Origin of the sequence: Flavobacterium acetivorans (assembly GCF_020911885.1) — a bacterium.
Taxonomy (GTDB): Bacteria; Bacteroidota; Bacteroidia; order Flavobacteriales; family Flavobacteriaceae; genus Flavobacterium; species Flavobacterium acetivorans.
Genome location: NZ_CP087132.1, coordinates 2,182,614 through 2,200,551, shown reverse-complemented (window position 1 = coordinate 2,200,551; position 17,938 = coordinate 2,182,614). Strand labels below are relative to the sequence as shown.

Below are 17,938 nucleotides of genomic sequence, written 5' to 3'. Positions count from 1 at the left end.
AACTTAGTGCAACCATTTTAAAATCAAAGCGATATGAATACCGTAAAAGAATTAAATAAATGGGCGAACTCGCACACTTATTTCACTTTAGATTTAGTACGAATTGCACTTGGCGTATTTTTGTTTGTAAAAGGAATCACATTCATTACAAACATTCAATACTTAGCTGATTTGATATCTCCAATTGATAAAATTGGAGGAGGGATGTTTATGGTTCACTATATTGCTCCTGCTCATATGATCGGAGGAATAATGATTGTTTTTGGATTGTTGACCCGATGGGCTATTATTGCACAATTACCCATACTAATTGGAGCAATTATTGTCAATTTCATGGGAGAAATGCATTCGCAAAATTTATTATTGGCAATAGCTGTTCTTGCAGTTTGTGTGTTTTTTCTATTTTATGGAAGTGGGAAACACTCGGCCGATTATTATTTTAAAATGCAAAAATAATCTAATAAAAAAAGAGGTTGCCATTTCACGAGTAACCTCTTTTTTATTCTTATTATTCTAAATACTTTCCAAAATCTCTTTTCTTCTTATCTTTCCGTTTTGGGTTTCACTAAATATTGGAATATAAAATACTTCCTTAGGCTTTTCATATTTATCAAGATTTTTAAAAAGGTTTTTGTCCAAATCTTGCTGTTCTCCTTCTATTACCAAAACTAATTTCTCTCCTAAAACAGTATCTGTAATTCCTCCTACAAAAAAACGGGACTGAATTTTGCTAGCTAATTTTTCTTCAATTTGTTCCGGTATCAACTTGACTCCTCCACTATTAATCACGTTATCGATACGTCCTAAAAAAATAAATTGGTTTTCACTAATGATTTCCACAAGATCATTGGTAACTATAGCTTCATTTGATATTTTCAAAGCCTCAATTACCAAGCAATTCTTATCATTCTGAGAGATTTTAACATTCGGTAAAACAGAAAAAGCTTTTTCCCCGACTTTCTTGGCCGCAATATGAGTAATCGTTTCTGTCATTCCATAAGTCTCATAGACTGCTGTTTTTGTATTTAACAGTTTTTTTTCGAGAGCTTTACTCATTTTAGCACCCCCAACAATTATTTTCTTCACGTTTTTCAATTCCTGTAAAGAATTTTCTACTTGTAAAGGGACCATTGCTACAAAATCATATATAGTGCTATTATGCAATATCGGAAAGGAACTTGGAGCTACATAATCAAGATCAAGGCCTAAAACAATGCTTCGCACCAGCATCATTTTACCAGCAATATATTTGGTAGGCAAACAACATAAGGCTTTATCACCTGGATTTAATTCGAAAAAACTCCCCGTAGCCAAAGCCGAATCAATCATTGCTTGTTTACTTGTTCTGATATTTTTAGGAATTCCTGTTGTTCCTGAAGTTTGCAAATTTATATAGCTTTTAGCATCAAACCAATCTAACAAAAACGCTCCTGTTGTTTGTTCTGATTCGTCTCCCTCTTTGATTAGGCTATAAGCAGCTTCACATAATCTCTCCTTATCCATTGGAAATCCATTCAGCTTAAAAAAATTGTGTACAGTAGTATAATTCACTTCTTTCATAATGATGGAATTTGTTTAAAATTAGTATTCCTTGTGTAGTACTTCAATTTTTCCGATCAGTTTTTCTTTCCAGTTGGTCCATTGGTATTTTCTACTAAAGATATATAAAAGTATCGGGTAAATTATAACCACTGGCATAATTATATCAATCCCTGCCTGTGGCTCAGAAATATCCTTAAAAATAGAATGTGTTTGAAACGCAGACCAATCAGAAGTGACTAACAAGGCGCCAATCAAATTATTAGCGGCATGAAAGCCCAAAGCCAGTTCCATACCTTCATCCATTAAAGTAATAATTCCAAGAAAAAAACCCGTTCCTATATAATAAACAAAAATAATATTCCCCATTTTTGAAACTTCCGGATTAGATAAATGCATGGCTCCAAAAACAACTGAAGTCACCACTAACGGAATCCATTTATTTTTGGCTAAATTAGCAAAACCCTGCATCAAATACCCTCTAAAAACATATTCCTCAGTACTGGTTTGAATAGGAATCAACAGCACACTAATCACTACTAATATTGCAAAAGGAAGTGGTTTAAAATTAAGCACTAAACCATCAGGATTCGTTAAAGTGGAAACAATCATAAAACCAGCCCAAATTGAAAATGAAAAAAATATTCTTCCCCAATCTACTTTCTCTCTTGATGTAGTTACCGAAAGTAATGTTTGCTTATGCCAATAGCGGACTACAAAAAAAATCCCCAACATAGCGAAAACAAAAGATATTAAAACCAAAAATAAAGTCAAATTAGGTTCGAAAAACTGCATCATTTGTTCATTATCCAAAGGATAAGCTTTGCCTTTAGAAAGAGTTTCATAGAAAATGGCTACCAACAAAGGAATTTGACCTACAATTGAAGCCATAAAAATCAATCCTAAACCCACTAAATACTTCCAAAACCTATTCTCTGGATTTACACCTTGCTCTATAAACATCTGTTAATATTTAAATTATAATTCTGAAATTTGACTCTCAAAGCCTATTTTTGTTTCTTCTAAATTAGTTTTTTAAATTCAATTTCCTACACTTCTTAAAAAATAAAACCCATGATACAGGTATACCATAATCCGCGTTGCGGAAAATCAAGAAACTGCCTCGCTTTCCTGACTCAATCAGGTCAAGAATATGAAATTATCAATTATTTAGACAATCCTCCAAGTTTTGATGAATTGGTTGCTGTACTTAATAAATTAGAAAGCAAACCATTGGATTTAGTTCGCCAAAAAGAAAAAATATGGATCGAAAATTTCAAAAACAAAGCACTTACCGATTCTGAAATTATTCAAGCGATGGTTTCTCACCCCATTTTGATAGAAAGACCTATTGTTATAAAAGGCAATAAAGCGATCATTGGCAGAGACTTAGACCGACTAAATTCATTCCTTTAGAGACTCGATAAATCATTTAACAGAATATTATGATTTAGCCTTTAAACCAATCCCATTTTTTGCAATCCTACCCGCAATAATTTTTAATTTAAACTAAAATGAAATACCAGTTAAAGTACTTCTTTTCAATTAGCCTTTTATTTACATTTCTGATCAGTTTTGCCCAGCAAAATGCGCCATCCAAAGAAAGAATAAAAATTACAGGTACGGTTATTGAAAAAATAAGCAAGCAACCTCTAGAATATGCTACGGTAACTTTTATAAATTCAAAAAATCCAAAAGCAATCGCTGGGGGCATTACCAATGCCAAAGGTGAATTTGCAATTGACGTTATCGCTGGAGTTTATGACATAAAAATCGAGTTTATTTCTTTTAAACTAAATGAAATAAAGCAAAAAAATCTTCAGTCTAGTACTAATCTAGGTAAAATTGCCTTAGAAGAAGATGCTGCCCAACTTAACGAAGTCATTATCCGTGCCGAGAAATCGACTGTAGAGATAAAACTAGACAAAAAAGTATATAATGTAGGAAACGACCTTATGGTAAAAGGTGGAACTGTTAGTGATGTTTTAGACAATATCCCGTCTGTTTCTGTAGATGTCGAAGGAAACGTAAGCCTTCGTGGAAATGAAAATGTTAGAGTGCTTATAGACGGAAAACCATCCAATGCCATTAACATAGCCGAGGCTTTGCGATTAATCCCTGCCGATGCCATTGATAAAGTTGAAGTTATTACAAATCCATCTGCCCGATATGATGCCGAAGGTGGTGGAGGTTTATTAAATATTATTCTGAAAAAAGGAAAAAATCAAGGCTTAAACGGTACTTTTATTGCCTCAACCGGAATTCCTGACAATCATGGTCTAAGCGGAACATTGAGCTATAAATCTAAGAATTTCAATATTTTCACAACCCAAGGATACAATTACCGCAACAGTCCGGGAAGTGCAATCACTAATTCACGTTATTTGAATTCGGATAATTCGACTAAAAATTACGTCAATGAAACAAGAGAAAATGACCGATACAATAAAGGTTATAATGGTAACTTTGGTGTAGAACTCTATTTAAATGAAAGCACTTCATGGACTAACATCCTGAACTACCGAAAAAACAAAGGAGATAATGTAGATGATGTTTTTCAAAAAAATTATGATCAAAACTATGTTTATGATTACACCCGTAATCGTACGAATGAAGAAAATAGTGACAGTGAAAATGTTGAATTCTCTACAAATTTTACCAAAAAATTTAAAAAAGAGGGTCATAAATTAACCATCGACGGGTCCTTTTCTACAAATAATGATTTAAATGATGCTATAATAACAGATAAATCTACGAATAGCAACCAGATTAAATTTGACAATACTATTAATAATCAGGATCAAAACAGAAATTTAATCCAAATGGATTATGTTTTACCTCTTGGAAAAGGAAGTCAGTTTGAAGCTGGGTATCGCGGTGATTTCAATAAATTGATTACTGATTATAGAGTAGAAAATGATGGTGTAATCAACAATAATTTCACCAACACCCTAGAATACAAAGAGAAAGTAAATGCCATTTACACACAATATGGTATGAAAATTAATAAATTTTCGGCTCTTTTCGGATTGCGTTTTGAAGACTCTAATATTAACATCAACCAATTAGCCACCAATGATTTCAATACTAAAAAATACAGCAATTTCTTTCCAAGTGCCTTTTTTACTTATGAAATTTCGGATGAAAGCAGTGCTTCTTTAAGCTATAGCCGAAGAATCTCAAGACCAAGAGGAAGAATGTTAAATCCATTCAGCAACTTATCCAGTAACATCAATATCTTCACCGGAAATCCAGATTTAAATCCTGCTTTTACCGATGCTCTTGATTTTGGTTATATCAAACGTTGGGACAAATTGACTCTTAACACTTCCTTATATGTAAATAAAACAACCGATGTTTTTCAATTTGCTAGAAGAGAATCGGGTGATTTTGTCAACGGAACACCTATTATCATTAGCTCTCCAATAAACTTGGCTACTGAATATAGAGCAGGTTATGAATTTACTTTAAATTATTCTCCTTACAAATGGTGGAAATTAAACGGTAATTTCAATTTCTTCAGAAACGAAACCCAAGGTAACTTTGTATATACTGATTTTAACAATCAAGAAATTGTTCAAAATTTTGATAATACCACTACGTCATGGTACACTAGAATAACATCAAAAGTGAGCTTGCCTTATAAAATTGACTGGCAAACAAATGCTACTTATAACGGCCCACAAAACTATGCTCAAGGTAGAAGTTTAGGAGTTTTTGCTGCAAATCTAGCCTTTAGCAAAGACATCTTAAAAGACAAAGGAACCTTATCTTTTAACATTAGTGATGTTTTCAATTCCAGAAAAAGAATGATGGATAGCTATCTTCCTGGTGTTGTGGATTCCTATTCTGAAATGCAATGGAGAAAAAGGCAATTTAGTCTTTCTTTCACCTATCGCATAAACAAGCAGAAAAATGAAAGAGAAAGACAACCTAAAAATGACAATAACGACAATGGTGGTGACTTTCCAGGATAAACAAAAAGGACTCGTAAAACGAGTCCTTTTTTTATACAAACCTCTAAGTTATTTCCTTATTTAAACCCAAAAACTCAGATTCAAAATTAATAGACCAAAAAAAAGGATTCGTAAAACGGATCCTTTTTTTATTAAACAATCAGTTAAACAGATTGTTCTTTCTTTGCTTTCTTTTCCTTATATCTTTCCCATAAAGCTCCTCCAATCCAATACTGAACGAAACCTACCAAGAAAAACATTAACCAAAATCCTATTGTAAGAATGGTTAAGAAAAGTAAAAAGCCTAAATACTGTGAAAATTCAAACATGTTTTCCGGAATTTTTGAATGTAGCCACAAATGTAAGTTTAATATCTTTTCTTAGCAATAAAAAAACAAATCAATTTTCATAAAATAGTATTTATACGTAAATTTAGATACAATTGTAAGGTTGTTGTGCCTTTATTTAAATTAGACCCCAAAAAAGTAAATCTCATCACTTTGAACAAATAAGCATGGAAATGAAATTCAGAATAGAAAAAGACACCATGGGAGAAGTGCAGGTACCTGCAGAAAAATACTGGGGCGCACAAACAGAACGCTCCAGAAACAATTTCAAAATAGGTCCAGTCGCTTCGATGCCAAAAGAAATTATCGAAGGCTTTGCTTATCTCAAGAAAGCGGCCGCGTATACAAATTGTGAATTGGGTGTTTTATCCATCGAAAAACGCGATGCGATTACAGCTGTTTGCGAAGAAATTTTAGAAAGAAAACTAGACGATCAATTCCCGTTAGTTATTTGGCAAACCGGTTCAGGAACCCAAAGCAACATGAACATAAACGAAGTCATTGCCAATAGAGCTCAGGTATTAAAAGGGTTTACCATTGGTGAAGGCGAACAATTTATCAAAGCCAATGACGATGTAAACAAGTCCCAATCGTCTAACGATACTTTCCCTACCGCTATGCATATCGCCTCTTACAAGGCGGTAGTTGAAGTTACGATTCCCGGAGTCGAAAGATTAAGGGACACTTTACAAAAAAAAGCCGTCCAATTCAACACCCTTGTAAAAATAGGTCGCACCCATCTAATGGATGCCACTCCCCTTACCCTAGGTCAAGAACTTTCTGGTTATGTCTCCCAATTAAATCACGGTCTAAAAGCGGTCAAAAACACCTTATCCCATTTATCAGAATTGGCTCTTGGTGGTACAGCCGTAGGAACGGGATTAAATACTCCCGAAGGATACGATATAAAAGTAGCCCAATACATCGCTGAATTTACAGGCCATCCATTTGTAACTGCTCAGAATAAATTTGAAGCTTTGGCGGCTCACGATGCCATGGTGGAAACTCATGGAGCATTAAAGCAATTGGCCGTTTCATTAAATAAAATCGCCAATGATATCCGAATGTTAGCTTCAGGTCCTCGCTCAGGAATAGGTGAAATAATTATTCCAGAGAATGAACCCGGCTCCTCTATTATGCCAGGAAAAGTAAATCCCACCCAATGTGAAGCCTTGACTATGGTTTGTGCCCAAGTTATTGGTAATGACGTAGCAATTAGTGTTGGAGGTATGCAGGGTCATTATGAATTAAATGTTTTCAAACCGCTAATGGCAGCCAACTTCCTACAATCGGCACAATTATTAGGAGATGCCTGCGTATCATTTGACGAACATTGTGCCCAAGGTATTGAACCCAACTATAAAAGGATCAAAGAACTAGTTGACAACTCATTGATGCTGGTTACGGCTTTAAATACCAAAATTGGTTATTATAAATCGGCCGAAATTGCTCAAACAGCCCATAAAAACGGAACAACTTTAAAAGAAGAAGCCGTGCGTTTAGGCTATGTAAGTCCTGAAGATTTTGATGATTGGGTAAAACCCGAAGATATGGTTTAAAATAATTATAAATTATGAGTTATAAGTTGGGAATTTATAACTCATAATTTACAATTCATAACTTTTAACTATTTCCCGTCAACATAGTCTTGTAAATAAGCAAATCTAGGGGTAAGTTTTCCTTTTTCGGTCATTTTGGCTCTTTTCAGAATACCCTCTTTATCACCATTAAAAAAGGCTGGAATCACATGTTCCATAAACATTGCTCCAAAACCTTCGCTGGCATCTTTTGGAAGCTCACAAGGAAGATTATCAACAGCCATTACCACTATGGCTGCAGGATGAAAAACATCTACTTCACGATTCTCAGAAGGCAAATATCCGTATAATGGCTCGGCAATCGTTGATGCTCTCAAAGTACTAGCAATAGGACCATTAACATCACAAGAAACATCACCAATGATTTTAATTTTACAATCATTGGCCTGAAGCATTTCTCTGCTAATAATAACCGGTGCCTCATTGGCATAAAAATGTCCCGTAATCACTATGTCAGAAACTTTAGTGAATCGTTCAAAATCAGAAATATACTCTTTTGGATTTTCGCAAAAATCTTTAAAATCCAAAACTTTTCCATCGATACGCTTATTGTAATCCAAAACATCAATTTGGACATAAACCGCTTGCGTATAATTCTTGGTCAAATAATTTTCAACAGTAACCTGTTTAATTTTTATAGCATCTAGAATTTCTTTTACTCCATTGCCTACTTTCCCTGTTCCGGTAACTACAAATTTAATTGGTGGAAAAACGATTCGTTTTAGGTGAGAAATCATTTGCTCTTTTCCTGAAAGTGTTTCTGCCTTGGGCAATTTGAATAATTCAAATTTGATTCCAAAAGCACGAATACTATTATAAGCGCCCACAATACCTGCATAACGTCCAAAACCTATTAATCTTCTATTTTCGGCATCAATAATAGTTTCGTGATCGTATAAGTCTATATTTTTTTCAAGAATAGTCTGTAGCAACTTCCTGTTGTAAGGTTGCTTTTTAATGGTGTGCGAAAAAAAGAAATACGACTTACCAGCCATTAAATACTCTACTGGAACTTCTTTTACTCCAAATAAAACATCACAATCGCTTAAATCTTCAGATACTTCAATCCCTAAATCTCGGTACTGTTCATCGGTAAAAATTCGAATGTCAGAGGATTCTACCTTAATCTCAGCTTCTTGATACAGCCCTTTCAATCTTTCTAGTTCCTCCGGCGAGAAAACGACTCTACGGTCAGGCGGATTTTTTCTCTCTCTTATAATTCCGAATTTCATACTCTTTAATGATATTTATTTATACAACTTTATTAGTGTTATTTGTTACAAATATAACATTTTAACCTACATCTATCTTTTTTTTACTACAAACATTTCAATGCTAAAAATTATTAAAAGCTGAATCACAAAATAATACAGAATTAAAAACAAACTTTAACAAAATACAACTATCAGCTTTTACGAAAAAGAATCCTTAAAAAGGGATTGATTCTATATATTTGCCTTTAAGTACCACACCAAAATGATTTTCATAAAAAAAACAAATATACTACAAATACTTGTGCTCGCACTTGTATTGAGCTCTTGTGCAAAAGAGAAAAAGAAGGTAGAATTAAGCGATGATAAACTTCCAAAGAGTACGCTACCTAAGATGAAGCCTTTAAACAATGAGCTCCCTAAATTGACAGCTTCCTATATTCAATCCAAAAAAAGATCCATTGATTCTTTTTATCGCAAAAACTGGCCAAACAATAGTTTAAATGGCAGTCTTCTCGTGGCAAAAAACGGTCAGATTATTTATGAAAAATACGAAGGTTACACCAATTTTAAAACAAAAAAACGGATTACTGCTACTACTCCGTTGCATTTAGCATCAGTCAGCAAAGTCATTACGGCTGCAGTAATATTAAAATTAATAAATGCGAAAAGAATTGATTTAGATCAAAAGGTAAATACTATTCTAAAGGAATTTCCTTATCCGGATGTCACAATAAAAACACTTCTAAATCATCGAAGCGGGATGAAAAACTATGCTTATTTTGCGGATAAAAAAGAAATTTGGGACCGTCATAACATTCTTACCAATCAAGATATTCTAACTTTAATGGCTACCAAAGACATTGGATTAGAATCTAAAACAGATACCCGATTCAGTTATTGTAATACTAATTATGCCATGCTGGCCTTAATAATTGAAAAAGTAACCAAATTGAGCTATAAAAAAGCAATGGAAGTGATGGTTTTCAAACCGCTAGGCATGAAGGACAGCTTTGTATTCGATTATGAAAACGATAAAGATAGCGTAGTTCCATCTTATAAAGGGAACAAGGTGGAAATAGGCAAAGATTTTTTGGATGCTGTGTATGGCGACAAAAATATCTATTCTACACCACGAGATTTATTGAAATTTGACCGTGCCCGAAATGCTCCCGATTTCTTAAATCCAACATTACTAGAACGGGTCTATCTGGGATATAGTAACGAACATAAAGGAATAAAAAACTATGGTTTGGGCATACGCATGATCAATTGGGATACAGGACAAAATTTCTATTTTCACAACGGTTGGTGGCATGGGAATACCTCATCGTATATCAGTTTAAGAAATGAGAAGCTAACCATTATTGCTCTTTCTAATAAATTTACTACAAAGACATATCAAGTTCGGAAAATATCTAGCCTATTTGGTGACTATCCCTTCCGTTTAGATAAAGAGGAATGATTTTTGTTGTAGAGTTTAAAGTTCATGCTAAATTATACTAGTTTTAATTGTATATTTGCAAACTCAAATTCATTTTTGAATTAAAAAGGGGTCGACTGGTTTTGACAGCAAGTCGAATTGAGAAGTAAGCACGTCGAGCATTGAGACCTTGCTCGTAAATATAAGATCTTACCATTTTAAACGGCGAAAATAACTACGCTTTAGCTGCATAATCCGAATTATAGTACGATTACGCCACGTTCCTATCAGATAGGAAAGCTGGATTCTCCTTGAAAGCCTTGGTTTGTGGCGGTCAGTACAGGGGAACCGTAAAAATAAACCTAGATTTCCATAAGCTTCGGGTGGATTTCGAAATTAAGAAGATAAGTAGTGTGTGGCTGTTTCTGGCCTGGCGCACTATCGAAAACCCAATCAGGAAATAAACGTGTAGAAAGCTTTTTAGTTGCTTGTTTGGACCCGAGTTCGATTCTCGGCGACTCCACTAGAAAGAATTAAAATTGCAGCAAAAGCCTGTAAATCGTATGATTTACAGGCTTTTTTGTTTTGACTACTATTCAAATTATTCATTAAATCTTAAAGCAAAGGTGCTAAAATCGGGTACCCTAAAAAACTAAATTCTAAGGTACCCGAATTTTACGCCAAGCCAGTAATGACAAGCTGTTCAAAAGAGGAACATCTTGACAAGAAAGATTAAATAAAGTAATTTGATTAATAATAAAGTCACCGCAAAATGTCAATACTTTTCTATGTAAAAACTTCCAAACCAGCCAAAAATGGATTCTTCCCTATTTATTTAAGAATAACTATGAATGGAGCTAGAATAGAAACTAATCAAATAAGAACAATAAACTATCTTATTTCTTTTTAGTAGTTATTTTTATTTTTGCTGGCTGCAATCCTTTTCCTGAGACTTTTAATTCGATCTCACCAGCATTTGACGCTGACTGAAGCAAAACAACCAATTTACCACTAAACAATTTCATCCTTGGCAAGTGAAATTGTTCTAGCGAAGTCGCATCACCATTACAGGCTGCGCGAAAAACACCATCTCCTTTGACATTAAATTGCAATTGATTAGTCGCTGTGGGACATGGAATACCATTTTTATCTACCACAGATACCGTTACAAAAGATAAATCCTTGCCATCTGCATCTAGTTGTGTTCTATCCGCTTCTAACACTAATTTATAGGGTTTTCCTGCAGTATGCGTTTCTTGTTCAGCAACAGCCTTTCCGTCATCGTCAAAAGCCACCACTTTTATAGTTCCAGGCTCATATTGAACATCCATCCACATTAAACGGTATCTGTTTGTAGGTGAGCTGTTGTTTTTTTTCTGAATACCCATACTTTTTCCATTGACAAAAAGTTCGGCGCTATTATAGCTTGTGTAGACAAAAACGGGGGTTACTTCGCCTTCGCGTCCTTCCCAATTCCAGTGTGGCAGCACATGCAAGGTTTCCTCTTTTATATTCCAACGGCTGCGATACAAATAATAGCGATCTTTTGGTAATCCTGCTAAATCATTAATCCCAAAATAAGAACTTCGCGAAGGCCACTTGGTATCATAAGGAGTGGGTTCACCCAAATAATCAAAACCTGTCCAGACAAATTCGCCAATTACCCAAGGCTTGTCATCTTGTAATACAAAATCTTCATCTGGAATATTAGACCAACTACAGGCTTCCAAATCATAAGAAGAAGATTGAAAATCATCATATTCCTTCATCTTTGCCGCTACAACAGGAAACTTATAAATACCTCTCGAACTCACTGTTGAAGCAGTTTCTGAACCTAGAATTAATCCTTGCGGAAAAGCCTTATATGCTTTATCGTATAAATGCACTCTATAATTCAAACCTGGAATATCCAATACCGCGCCAAATCCTGATGCCATTGTAGCCTCCACTTGATCCATCCCTACGGTTACAGGTCGGGTAGGATCTTCTCTATGAAAAATATCTTGCAACCATTTAGCACGTTTTGCGCCTTCACTTCCCCATTGATCCGGAACTTCGTTTCCGGAACTCCACATAACAATACTTGGGTGATTTCGTGTAGCGTGAACGAGGTTCACAATATCTTTTTCAGCATCCGTTTCAAAATAACGGTGGTAGCCATTTTCTACTTTGGGCTTTGCCCATTCATCAAAGCTTTCAGCTAAAAACAAAAAGCCCATTTCGTCACATAATTCCAGTTGTTCTAATGAAGGCATATTATGTGAACTTCGAATGGCATTGGCTCCCATATCCTTTAAAATGGTTAGTTGTCTGCGTAAAGCTGCTTTATTGACGGCCGTACCAATTGGTCCTAAATCGTGATGCAAACACACTCCTTTAAACTTGATAATGGAATCATTTAAACTGAATCCTTTATTAGCTTCGTATTTTATTTTTCGAATTCCGAATTTGGTTGACGTTTCGTCTTTTAAGGTATTTCCAACATAGAGTTTCGAAATGGATGTGTACAAATAAGGGGTTTCCGGACTCCATAAATTTGGCTTCTTCACCGCAATATTCTGCTCAAATTCATTGCCATAAATAGCAGATGTGCTATCAATCGCTACCGTTTTTCCAGTGGCATCTATGATGTGGTTTACTAATGTAAGATGTTCTCCGGAGACTTTGGTTTTGATGTTTACTTTCGCTAATTCTGAACTAATCGTTGGTGTAGTTATGAACGTACCCCATTGATTGATACTTTCGTTGTTTTTAACAATAAGCCGTACATTTCGATACAAACCCGCACCAGGATACCAGCGAGAGGACAAGGCTCTATTGGTTAATTTTACCGCCAAAGTATTTTCTGAAGTACCCAAGATATGTGCTGTTATATCAAAATAAAAATAACTATAACCATAATTCCAGCTACCAATTTTTTTGCCATTGATAAAAACCTCTGGCTCGCTCATCGCCCCTTCAAAAAGAAGAATTACCTTTTTATTGGAATCAAAATTGGGTATAGAAAATTCATTGCGATACCAACCAATTCCTATGTAAGGTAACGCTCCTGTCCTACCTGTTTTTTCGGTGGCTACTTTTTCTCCGTTTTGAACAATAGCTACGTTCTGTATATCAATAGCTTTATCAAAAGGGCCTTTTATTGCCCAATCGTGTGGAACAGTTACTTTTTCCCATTTGGAGTCGTTTAAAGATTTCGAATAACCATTAGCAACATCTCCGTTATGAAAACGCCAGTTTTTTTCTAAAGTGAAAACCTCTCTGGCAGTTTGCTGTCCAAATGCAGATACTGTAAAAATTAAGCCGAATAAAATAGCAGTAAATAGACTGTACTTCATCAGATATTTTTTAATAAATCTTATTTTTTTAATCTCCATACACTTAGAGGGTTAATTTCATTATTTATTCTGAAAAATATTGAACGGTTTTGATGTCCCATCGACAGTCAAGACCACAACTCCATGTTTAGGCACTTCAAAACTCAATGTCTTTTTTTCTGAACGTTCAAAATCTTTTTTAGCCCATAGATCTCGGTACGTATATCCTTTTGAGGCATCGATTCCCACTGTATTCAAGTCAAAACTGATAGTCGCTGCTTTATTAGATCTATTTAATAAGGCCACGGCAACTTTACCACTCATAGTTGAAATTAATGGTTTTGCCCAAACTTCTAAATCACCATTATCTACTAATCTTCGGGCTTGGTACACCAATGGATCTTGATTTAGTGCTATAATTTCTTTGTTGGTTAGTATCGCAATAGTCTGATCGCTCATACTTCTTAAATCATTCCCAGCCAAAAGTGGCGAGTTCATCATAGACCACATCGAGAAATGTGTTTTATCTTCTTCATAGCTCATTCCTCTTCCTACTTGTAACATATCCATATCGTTTACATGGCCTGGAGAGGCATATTTCCATAGATCTGCATTAAGATCAATAATGTGTAAAATTGAATTAAATTCATTAGAAATATCACCCGAAATTCGCCAAGAATCAGCAATTTGAAGTGCCCAAGTTCCCGGGAATTGCCATCTGCAAATGTTAAAAACTGTATTGGGTTTAATTTCTTTGATGATGTTGGCAATTTGAGTATAGCGGGTTTCTACGTCTAATCCCAACCAGTCTCCGCCACACCAATCTACTTTTATAAAATCGTAATTCCAATCTTTAAGCATCAATTTCAGGTCTTTTCTATCGTGTCCCATCAGTCCCGAACCAACGCCAATGGTATCTTTGTCCCAATGTGAAGCACAGGTATTAATTCCTGCATCTGAATAAATTCCAGCTTTCAATCCTTTGGAATGGATGTAATCTGCAATTACTTTCATTCCGTTTGGAAAGCGTTCTGGATGTACTACTAAATCTCCCTGCTTGTCTCTTCCTCCAAAAAAACCATCGTCAATATTAACGTACGAATAACCAGCAGCAGCCATACCAGAAGAAACCATAAAATCAGCTTGCGCCTTTATTACTTCTTCATTGATATTAACATGAAAGTTATTCCAACTTGACCATCCCATAATGGGTGTTTGTGGTTTTTGAACTCCTTGAGATTTTGCAGGATGCAAAACGATTTGTTGTGTTTCTTTGACCTTGCAAGAAGATAAAAACACCACCAATACTAACAGACCATATTTAATCATTTCTCCCTATTTTATAAAACAATATCGACTTATTATACTGGATAAAAAGTCGATATTGTATGGTTTTAATACTTCTATAATATATTTATTTTGCCACAGGTACCATCCAGTATGAATACGAATAATCTTTGTAAGGCAAGCGGTATTGCGGCAATGGTAATGTTCCCCAGCTGTTGATGCTTCCTAATCCTTGTTGAAAACCATCAATATTAACAAACACCTCTTTTCTAGGATCTATTTCACCGGCATGGTGCTGCCCCTTTTCGTCTCCTGTATGCAAATCATCTTCTCTAAAATTAAGAGCGGAAACTGAAAGCGGTTTTTCACTTAAAATTTTAATTCCTGAACCGTCTTCTTTAGTAAGCGATACCCAACGCACTTCTAATTTATTTCCAGTCTCTTGCGGACGGATGTACGGAAAATACTGTTCGGCTATAGTTTGTTTGTACAAACCTACTTTGGCAGCATGTTGTCTGTCAGCATAAGCCTCGAAAGGGCCTTTTCCATAAAAAGTGATGTTTTTGTAGGCTTCTGGTAAAACTAATTTATTTCCAAATTTATAAAAATCAGGATATTTTCCTTTGATTGCTTTTAAGTCGTTAGTCACTTTTACAGCCCCGTTTCCATCTACTACAAAAGTCTCAATTAATTTAGCGTCTCCACCAAACAAATCCTTTGTAAAACTAATTTGCACTTCACTTTTTGAAAGCTGTTTTACAGCTGTAGTTACTTTTGCTGATTTTCCAGCGTCTTTCCATGCTTTGTACCTTTTTTGAGTACCGGCTCCATAATCATTATCTACCGGTGCACGCCAAAAGTTAACTTCTGGACCACTTTCTACAAGGTTTTTATTTTTAAAATTAAACGTTGTTAAGGTTCCCGTTTTTTGATTAAATGCCACTTCAAATTCTTTTCCAGTTACACTAATAAGATCTCCCTTTGTTGTATAAGCAACAGCTTCAGTAGCTTTAGACGGAACTTGAACATTTGCTGCTTGTAATTTAAATTGCTCGTAAGCCACTCGGTAACCCGCTTTTAATAAAGGCTCATCTGTTTTTAATACTGCAGAAACATTTAAAAAATATTCCACATTCTTATTAAATGTCGTAGTAAAAGGAATTTTAACGGCTTTTTTCGCTTGCGGATTAAGTCCGATGTTGTCTATTGTTCCTGATTCTACTACTTCCCCATTGGCAATTACTTCCCAATTTAATTTGTAGTTTGATAGATCCCTAAAGAAAAACCAGTTTTTAACATCGATAACACCTTTGGCAAGATCATTTTCATAAAATTTGACCTCTTGTTGAATGTGCGCTACTTCATAAATATGTGGATTTGGTTTTCGGTCAGGTTGTACTAATCCATTATTTAAGAAGTTATTATCACTTGGTGTCCCTTTTGGACCAAAATCACCACCATAAGCATATATCTCTCTACCATTTTTTACGGTCTTAATTCCTTGGTCAACAAAATCCCAGATAAAACCACCTTGCAGTTTATCATATTTTTCATATAAATCCCAGTATTCTTTAAAACCTCCCATACTATTTCCCATAGCATGTGCATATTCACATTGTACTAAAGGTTTCGTTCTTTTTGGATCTTTTGCATAAGCTTCAACTTGTTCTGGTGTATCATACATTGGTACAAATAAATCTGTGTTCCATTCGTGTACGGCACGCTCATATTGTGTTGGTCTCGTCTCATCTAGCTTTTTAGCTAACAAGTATGACTCATAAAAATTATAACCATTTCCTGCTTCGTTCCCTAAAGACCAAATCAAAATAGAAGGATGGTTTTTATCTCTTTGAATCATGCGTTCTACACGAGATAAATGCGCTTTTAACCAAGCTGGATTATTTGCTAGGGTTTTATCTAAAGCATATCCCATACCATGCGATTCTATATTGGCTTCATCTATAACATAAATTCCATATTCATCACATAATTCGTAGAAATAAGGATCATTAGGGTAATGCGCTGTACGCACTGCATTGATATTAAATTCCTTAAAAATTTTAACATCCTTTAGCATGTCTTCGCGAGAAATCACGTGACCCGTGTTTGGATCATGCTCGTGTCTGTTTACACCTTTGAATAAGATTGGTCTACCGTTTACTAAGAATTGACCATTCTTTACCTCAGAAGTTCTAAATCCTATTTTCTTAGAAACAGCCTCTAAAACGTTGCCTTTTAAATCCTTGATAACAATAGTCAATTGATATAAATTTGGTATTTCGGCAGACCAGGTTTTTACCTGCGGGATATTTTTGTTGATGCTGAATTTTCCTATAGCATTCGGATTTAATTCAAATGCTGAAGTAGTACTATAAACCGACTGATTGTCTCTAGTAAGTTCAACTGAAATACTTCCCTTTTGTTTTTTAGCATCTATATTTTTAAGATCTACCGCTAAATCAAAAACACCATCAGTATAATTGTTTTCCAATCCTGCTTTTGCAAAATAATCCGCTAATTGCACTTTAGGCCTAGCATATAAATACACATCGCGTTCTATTCCTGAAATTCTCCAGAAATCCTGACATTCTAAATAACTACCATCACTCCAACGGTATACTTCTAAAGCAATAGTGTTCTTTCCTGGCTTAACAAAATTCGTTAGATTAAATTCTGCCGGAAGCTTAGAATCTTGACTGTAGCCCACTTTTTGACCATTGACCCAAACATAAAAAGCTGATTTTACAGCTCCGAAATGAACAAACACATCTTTACCATTCCAATTTTTTGGAAGGTCGAATGTTCTTTTGTAAGAACCCACAGGATTGTTCCCATCAGGAATATCAGGCGGGCTCAATTCTCCTTTTTGAAAAGGGTAAGAGGCATTCACATAAATAGGAATACCAAAACCTTCTACTTCCCAGTTGGCAGGTACTTTGATCGTGCTCCATTTCGACACATCATAATCCTCCTTGTAAAAATCAGTTGGCCTTTTTTCAGGTGAATCGACATAATTGAACTGCCAGATACCATTTAGCAACAAGTAGTTTTCTGCTTTCGCAACATTATCTTCCTTTGCCAAGGCAACTGAATTGTATGGAAAAAAACTTGATCTTGCATCTAATTTATTAATCCCTATAACATCCGGATTTTCTATAACTGGATCAAGCGTTTGGGCTTGAACTACATTTATTCCTATAAACCATAGGAAAAATACTTGTAATAAATGACTTGTTTGTTTCATTGTAACTAATTTAACG

Annotated in this window: 13 protein-coding genes and 1 other RNA gene; 7 read left to right on the top strand and 7 right to left on the bottom strand. The window is 35.0% G+C overall.

What is annotated here, in order from left to right:
• The first annotated feature begins 33 nt into the window (after positions 1 to 33).
• The gene (locus tag LNP19_RS09625; RefSeq protein WP_072938035.1) at positions 34 to 456 is read left to right on the top strand and encodes a DoxX family protein; all 423 of its coding nucleotides are present in this window, start codon (positions 34 to 36) and stop codon (positions 454 to 456) included.
• Positions 457 to 513: 57 nt separating this feature from the next.
• Here LNP19_RS09625 and LNP19_RS09620 read toward each other — a convergent pair whose 3' ends face one another.
• Both LNP19_RS09620 and LNP19_RS09615 read right to left on the bottom strand, forming a co-directional pair.
• Positions 514 to 1,560, bottom strand: a complete 1,047-nt coding sequence (locus LNP19_RS09620; RefSeq protein WP_230061719.1) for an AMP-binding protein — start codon at positions 1,558 to 1,560, stop codon at positions 514 to 516.
• A gap of 21 nt (positions 1,561 to 1,581) precedes the next feature.
• Positions 1,582 to 2,502, bottom strand: coding sequence for a CPBP family intramembrane glutamic endopeptidase (locus LNP19_RS09615; protein ID WP_230061718.1), 921 nt, complete (start codon positions 2,500 to 2,502; stop codon positions 1,582 to 1,584).
• Between the two features lie 111 nt (positions 2,503 to 2,613).
• Here LNP19_RS09615 and arsC point away from each other — a divergent pair, with 111 nt between their 5' ends.
• Positions 2,614 to 2,955, top strand: coding sequence for an arsenate reductase (glutaredoxin) (gene arsC, locus LNP19_RS09610; protein WP_230061717.1), 342 nt, complete (start codon positions 2,614 to 2,616; stop codon positions 2,953 to 2,955).
• Between the two features lie 98 nt (positions 2,956 to 3,053).
• Positions 3,054 to 5,516 (top strand): TonB-dependent receptor, encoded by a 2,463-nt coding sequence (locus LNP19_RS09605; RefSeq protein ID WP_230061716.1) that lies wholly within the window; start codon positions 3,054 to 3,056, stop codon positions 5,514 to 5,516.
• Between the two features lie 143 nt (positions 5,517 to 5,659).
• Here the strand turns inward: LNP19_RS09605 and LNP19_RS09600 are convergent, their stop codons facing one another.
• Positions 5,660 to 5,824 (bottom strand): hypothetical protein, encoded by a 165-nt coding sequence (locus LNP19_RS09600; RefSeq protein ID WP_106357380.1) that lies wholly within the window; start codon positions 5,822 to 5,824, stop codon positions 5,660 to 5,662.
• Positions 5,825 to 6,015: 191 nt separating this feature from the next.
• Between LNP19_RS09600 and fumC the strand changes: the two genes are divergently transcribed.
• Positions 6,016 to 7,401, top strand: a complete 1,386-nt coding sequence (fumC, locus tag LNP19_RS09595) for a class II fumarate hydratase (protein ID WP_230061715.1) — start codon at positions 6,016 to 6,018, stop codon at positions 7,399 to 7,401.
• Positions 7,402 to 7,469: 68 nt separating this feature from the next.
• Here the strand turns inward: fumC and LNP19_RS09590 are convergent, their stop codons facing one another.
• Entirely contained in the window at positions 7,470 to 8,672 is a 1,203-nt protein-coding gene (locus tag LNP19_RS09590) for an NAD(P)-dependent oxidoreductase (protein WP_230061714.1), read from the bottom strand.
• Between the two features lie 244 nt (positions 8,673 to 8,916).
• Between LNP19_RS09590 and LNP19_RS09585 the strand changes: the two genes are divergently transcribed.
• The 3 genes from LNP19_RS09585 to LNP19_RS15495 all read left to right on the top strand — a co-directional run bounded on the left by LNP19_RS09585 (position 8,917) and on the right by LNP19_RS15495 (position 10,984).
• Positions 8,917 to 10,116 (top strand): serine hydrolase domain-containing protein, encoded by a 1,200-nt coding sequence (locus LNP19_RS09585; protein WP_230061713.1) that lies wholly within the window; start codon positions 8,917 to 8,919, stop codon positions 10,114 to 10,116.
• Between the two features lie 87 nt (positions 10,117 to 10,203).
• Positions 10,204 to 10,600: a transfer-messenger RNA gene (gene ssrA, locus LNP19_RS09580) on the top strand.
• Between the two features lie 246 nt (positions 10,601 to 10,846).
• Positions 10,847 to 10,984 carry a hypothetical protein gene (locus LNP19_RS15495; RefSeq protein WP_428979027.1) on the top strand — a complete coding sequence of 46 codons (138 nt, stop codon included), beginning with the start codon at positions 10,847 to 10,849 and terminating at the stop codon, positions 10,982 to 10,984.
• Here the strand turns inward: LNP19_RS15495 and LNP19_RS09575 are convergent.
• The 3 genes from LNP19_RS09575 to lacZ all read right to left on the bottom strand — a co-directional run bounded on the left by LNP19_RS09575 (position 10,971) and on the right by lacZ (position 17,922).
• Positions 10,971 to 13,412 (bottom strand): DUF4982 domain-containing protein, encoded by a 2,442-nt coding sequence (locus tag LNP19_RS09575; protein ID WP_230061712.1) that lies wholly within the window; start codon positions 13,410 to 13,412, stop codon positions 10,971 to 10,973. The genes LNP19_RS15495 and LNP19_RS09575 overlap by 14 nt on opposite strands.
• A 60-nt stretch (positions 13,413 to 13,472) precedes the next feature.
• Complete coding sequence (locus LNP19_RS09570; protein WP_230061711.1) at positions 13,473 to 14,720, bottom strand: glycoside hydrolase family 27 protein; 1,248 nt, start codon at positions 14,718 to 14,720, stop codon at positions 13,473 to 13,475.
• 85 nt (positions 14,721 to 14,805) lie between these two features.
• Complete coding sequence (lacZ, locus tag LNP19_RS09565) at positions 14,806 to 17,922, bottom strand: beta-galactosidase, LacZ type (RefSeq protein WP_230061710.1); 3,117 nt, start codon at positions 17,920 to 17,922, stop codon at positions 14,806 to 14,808.
• Positions 17,923 to 17,938: the final 16 nt, after the last annotated feature.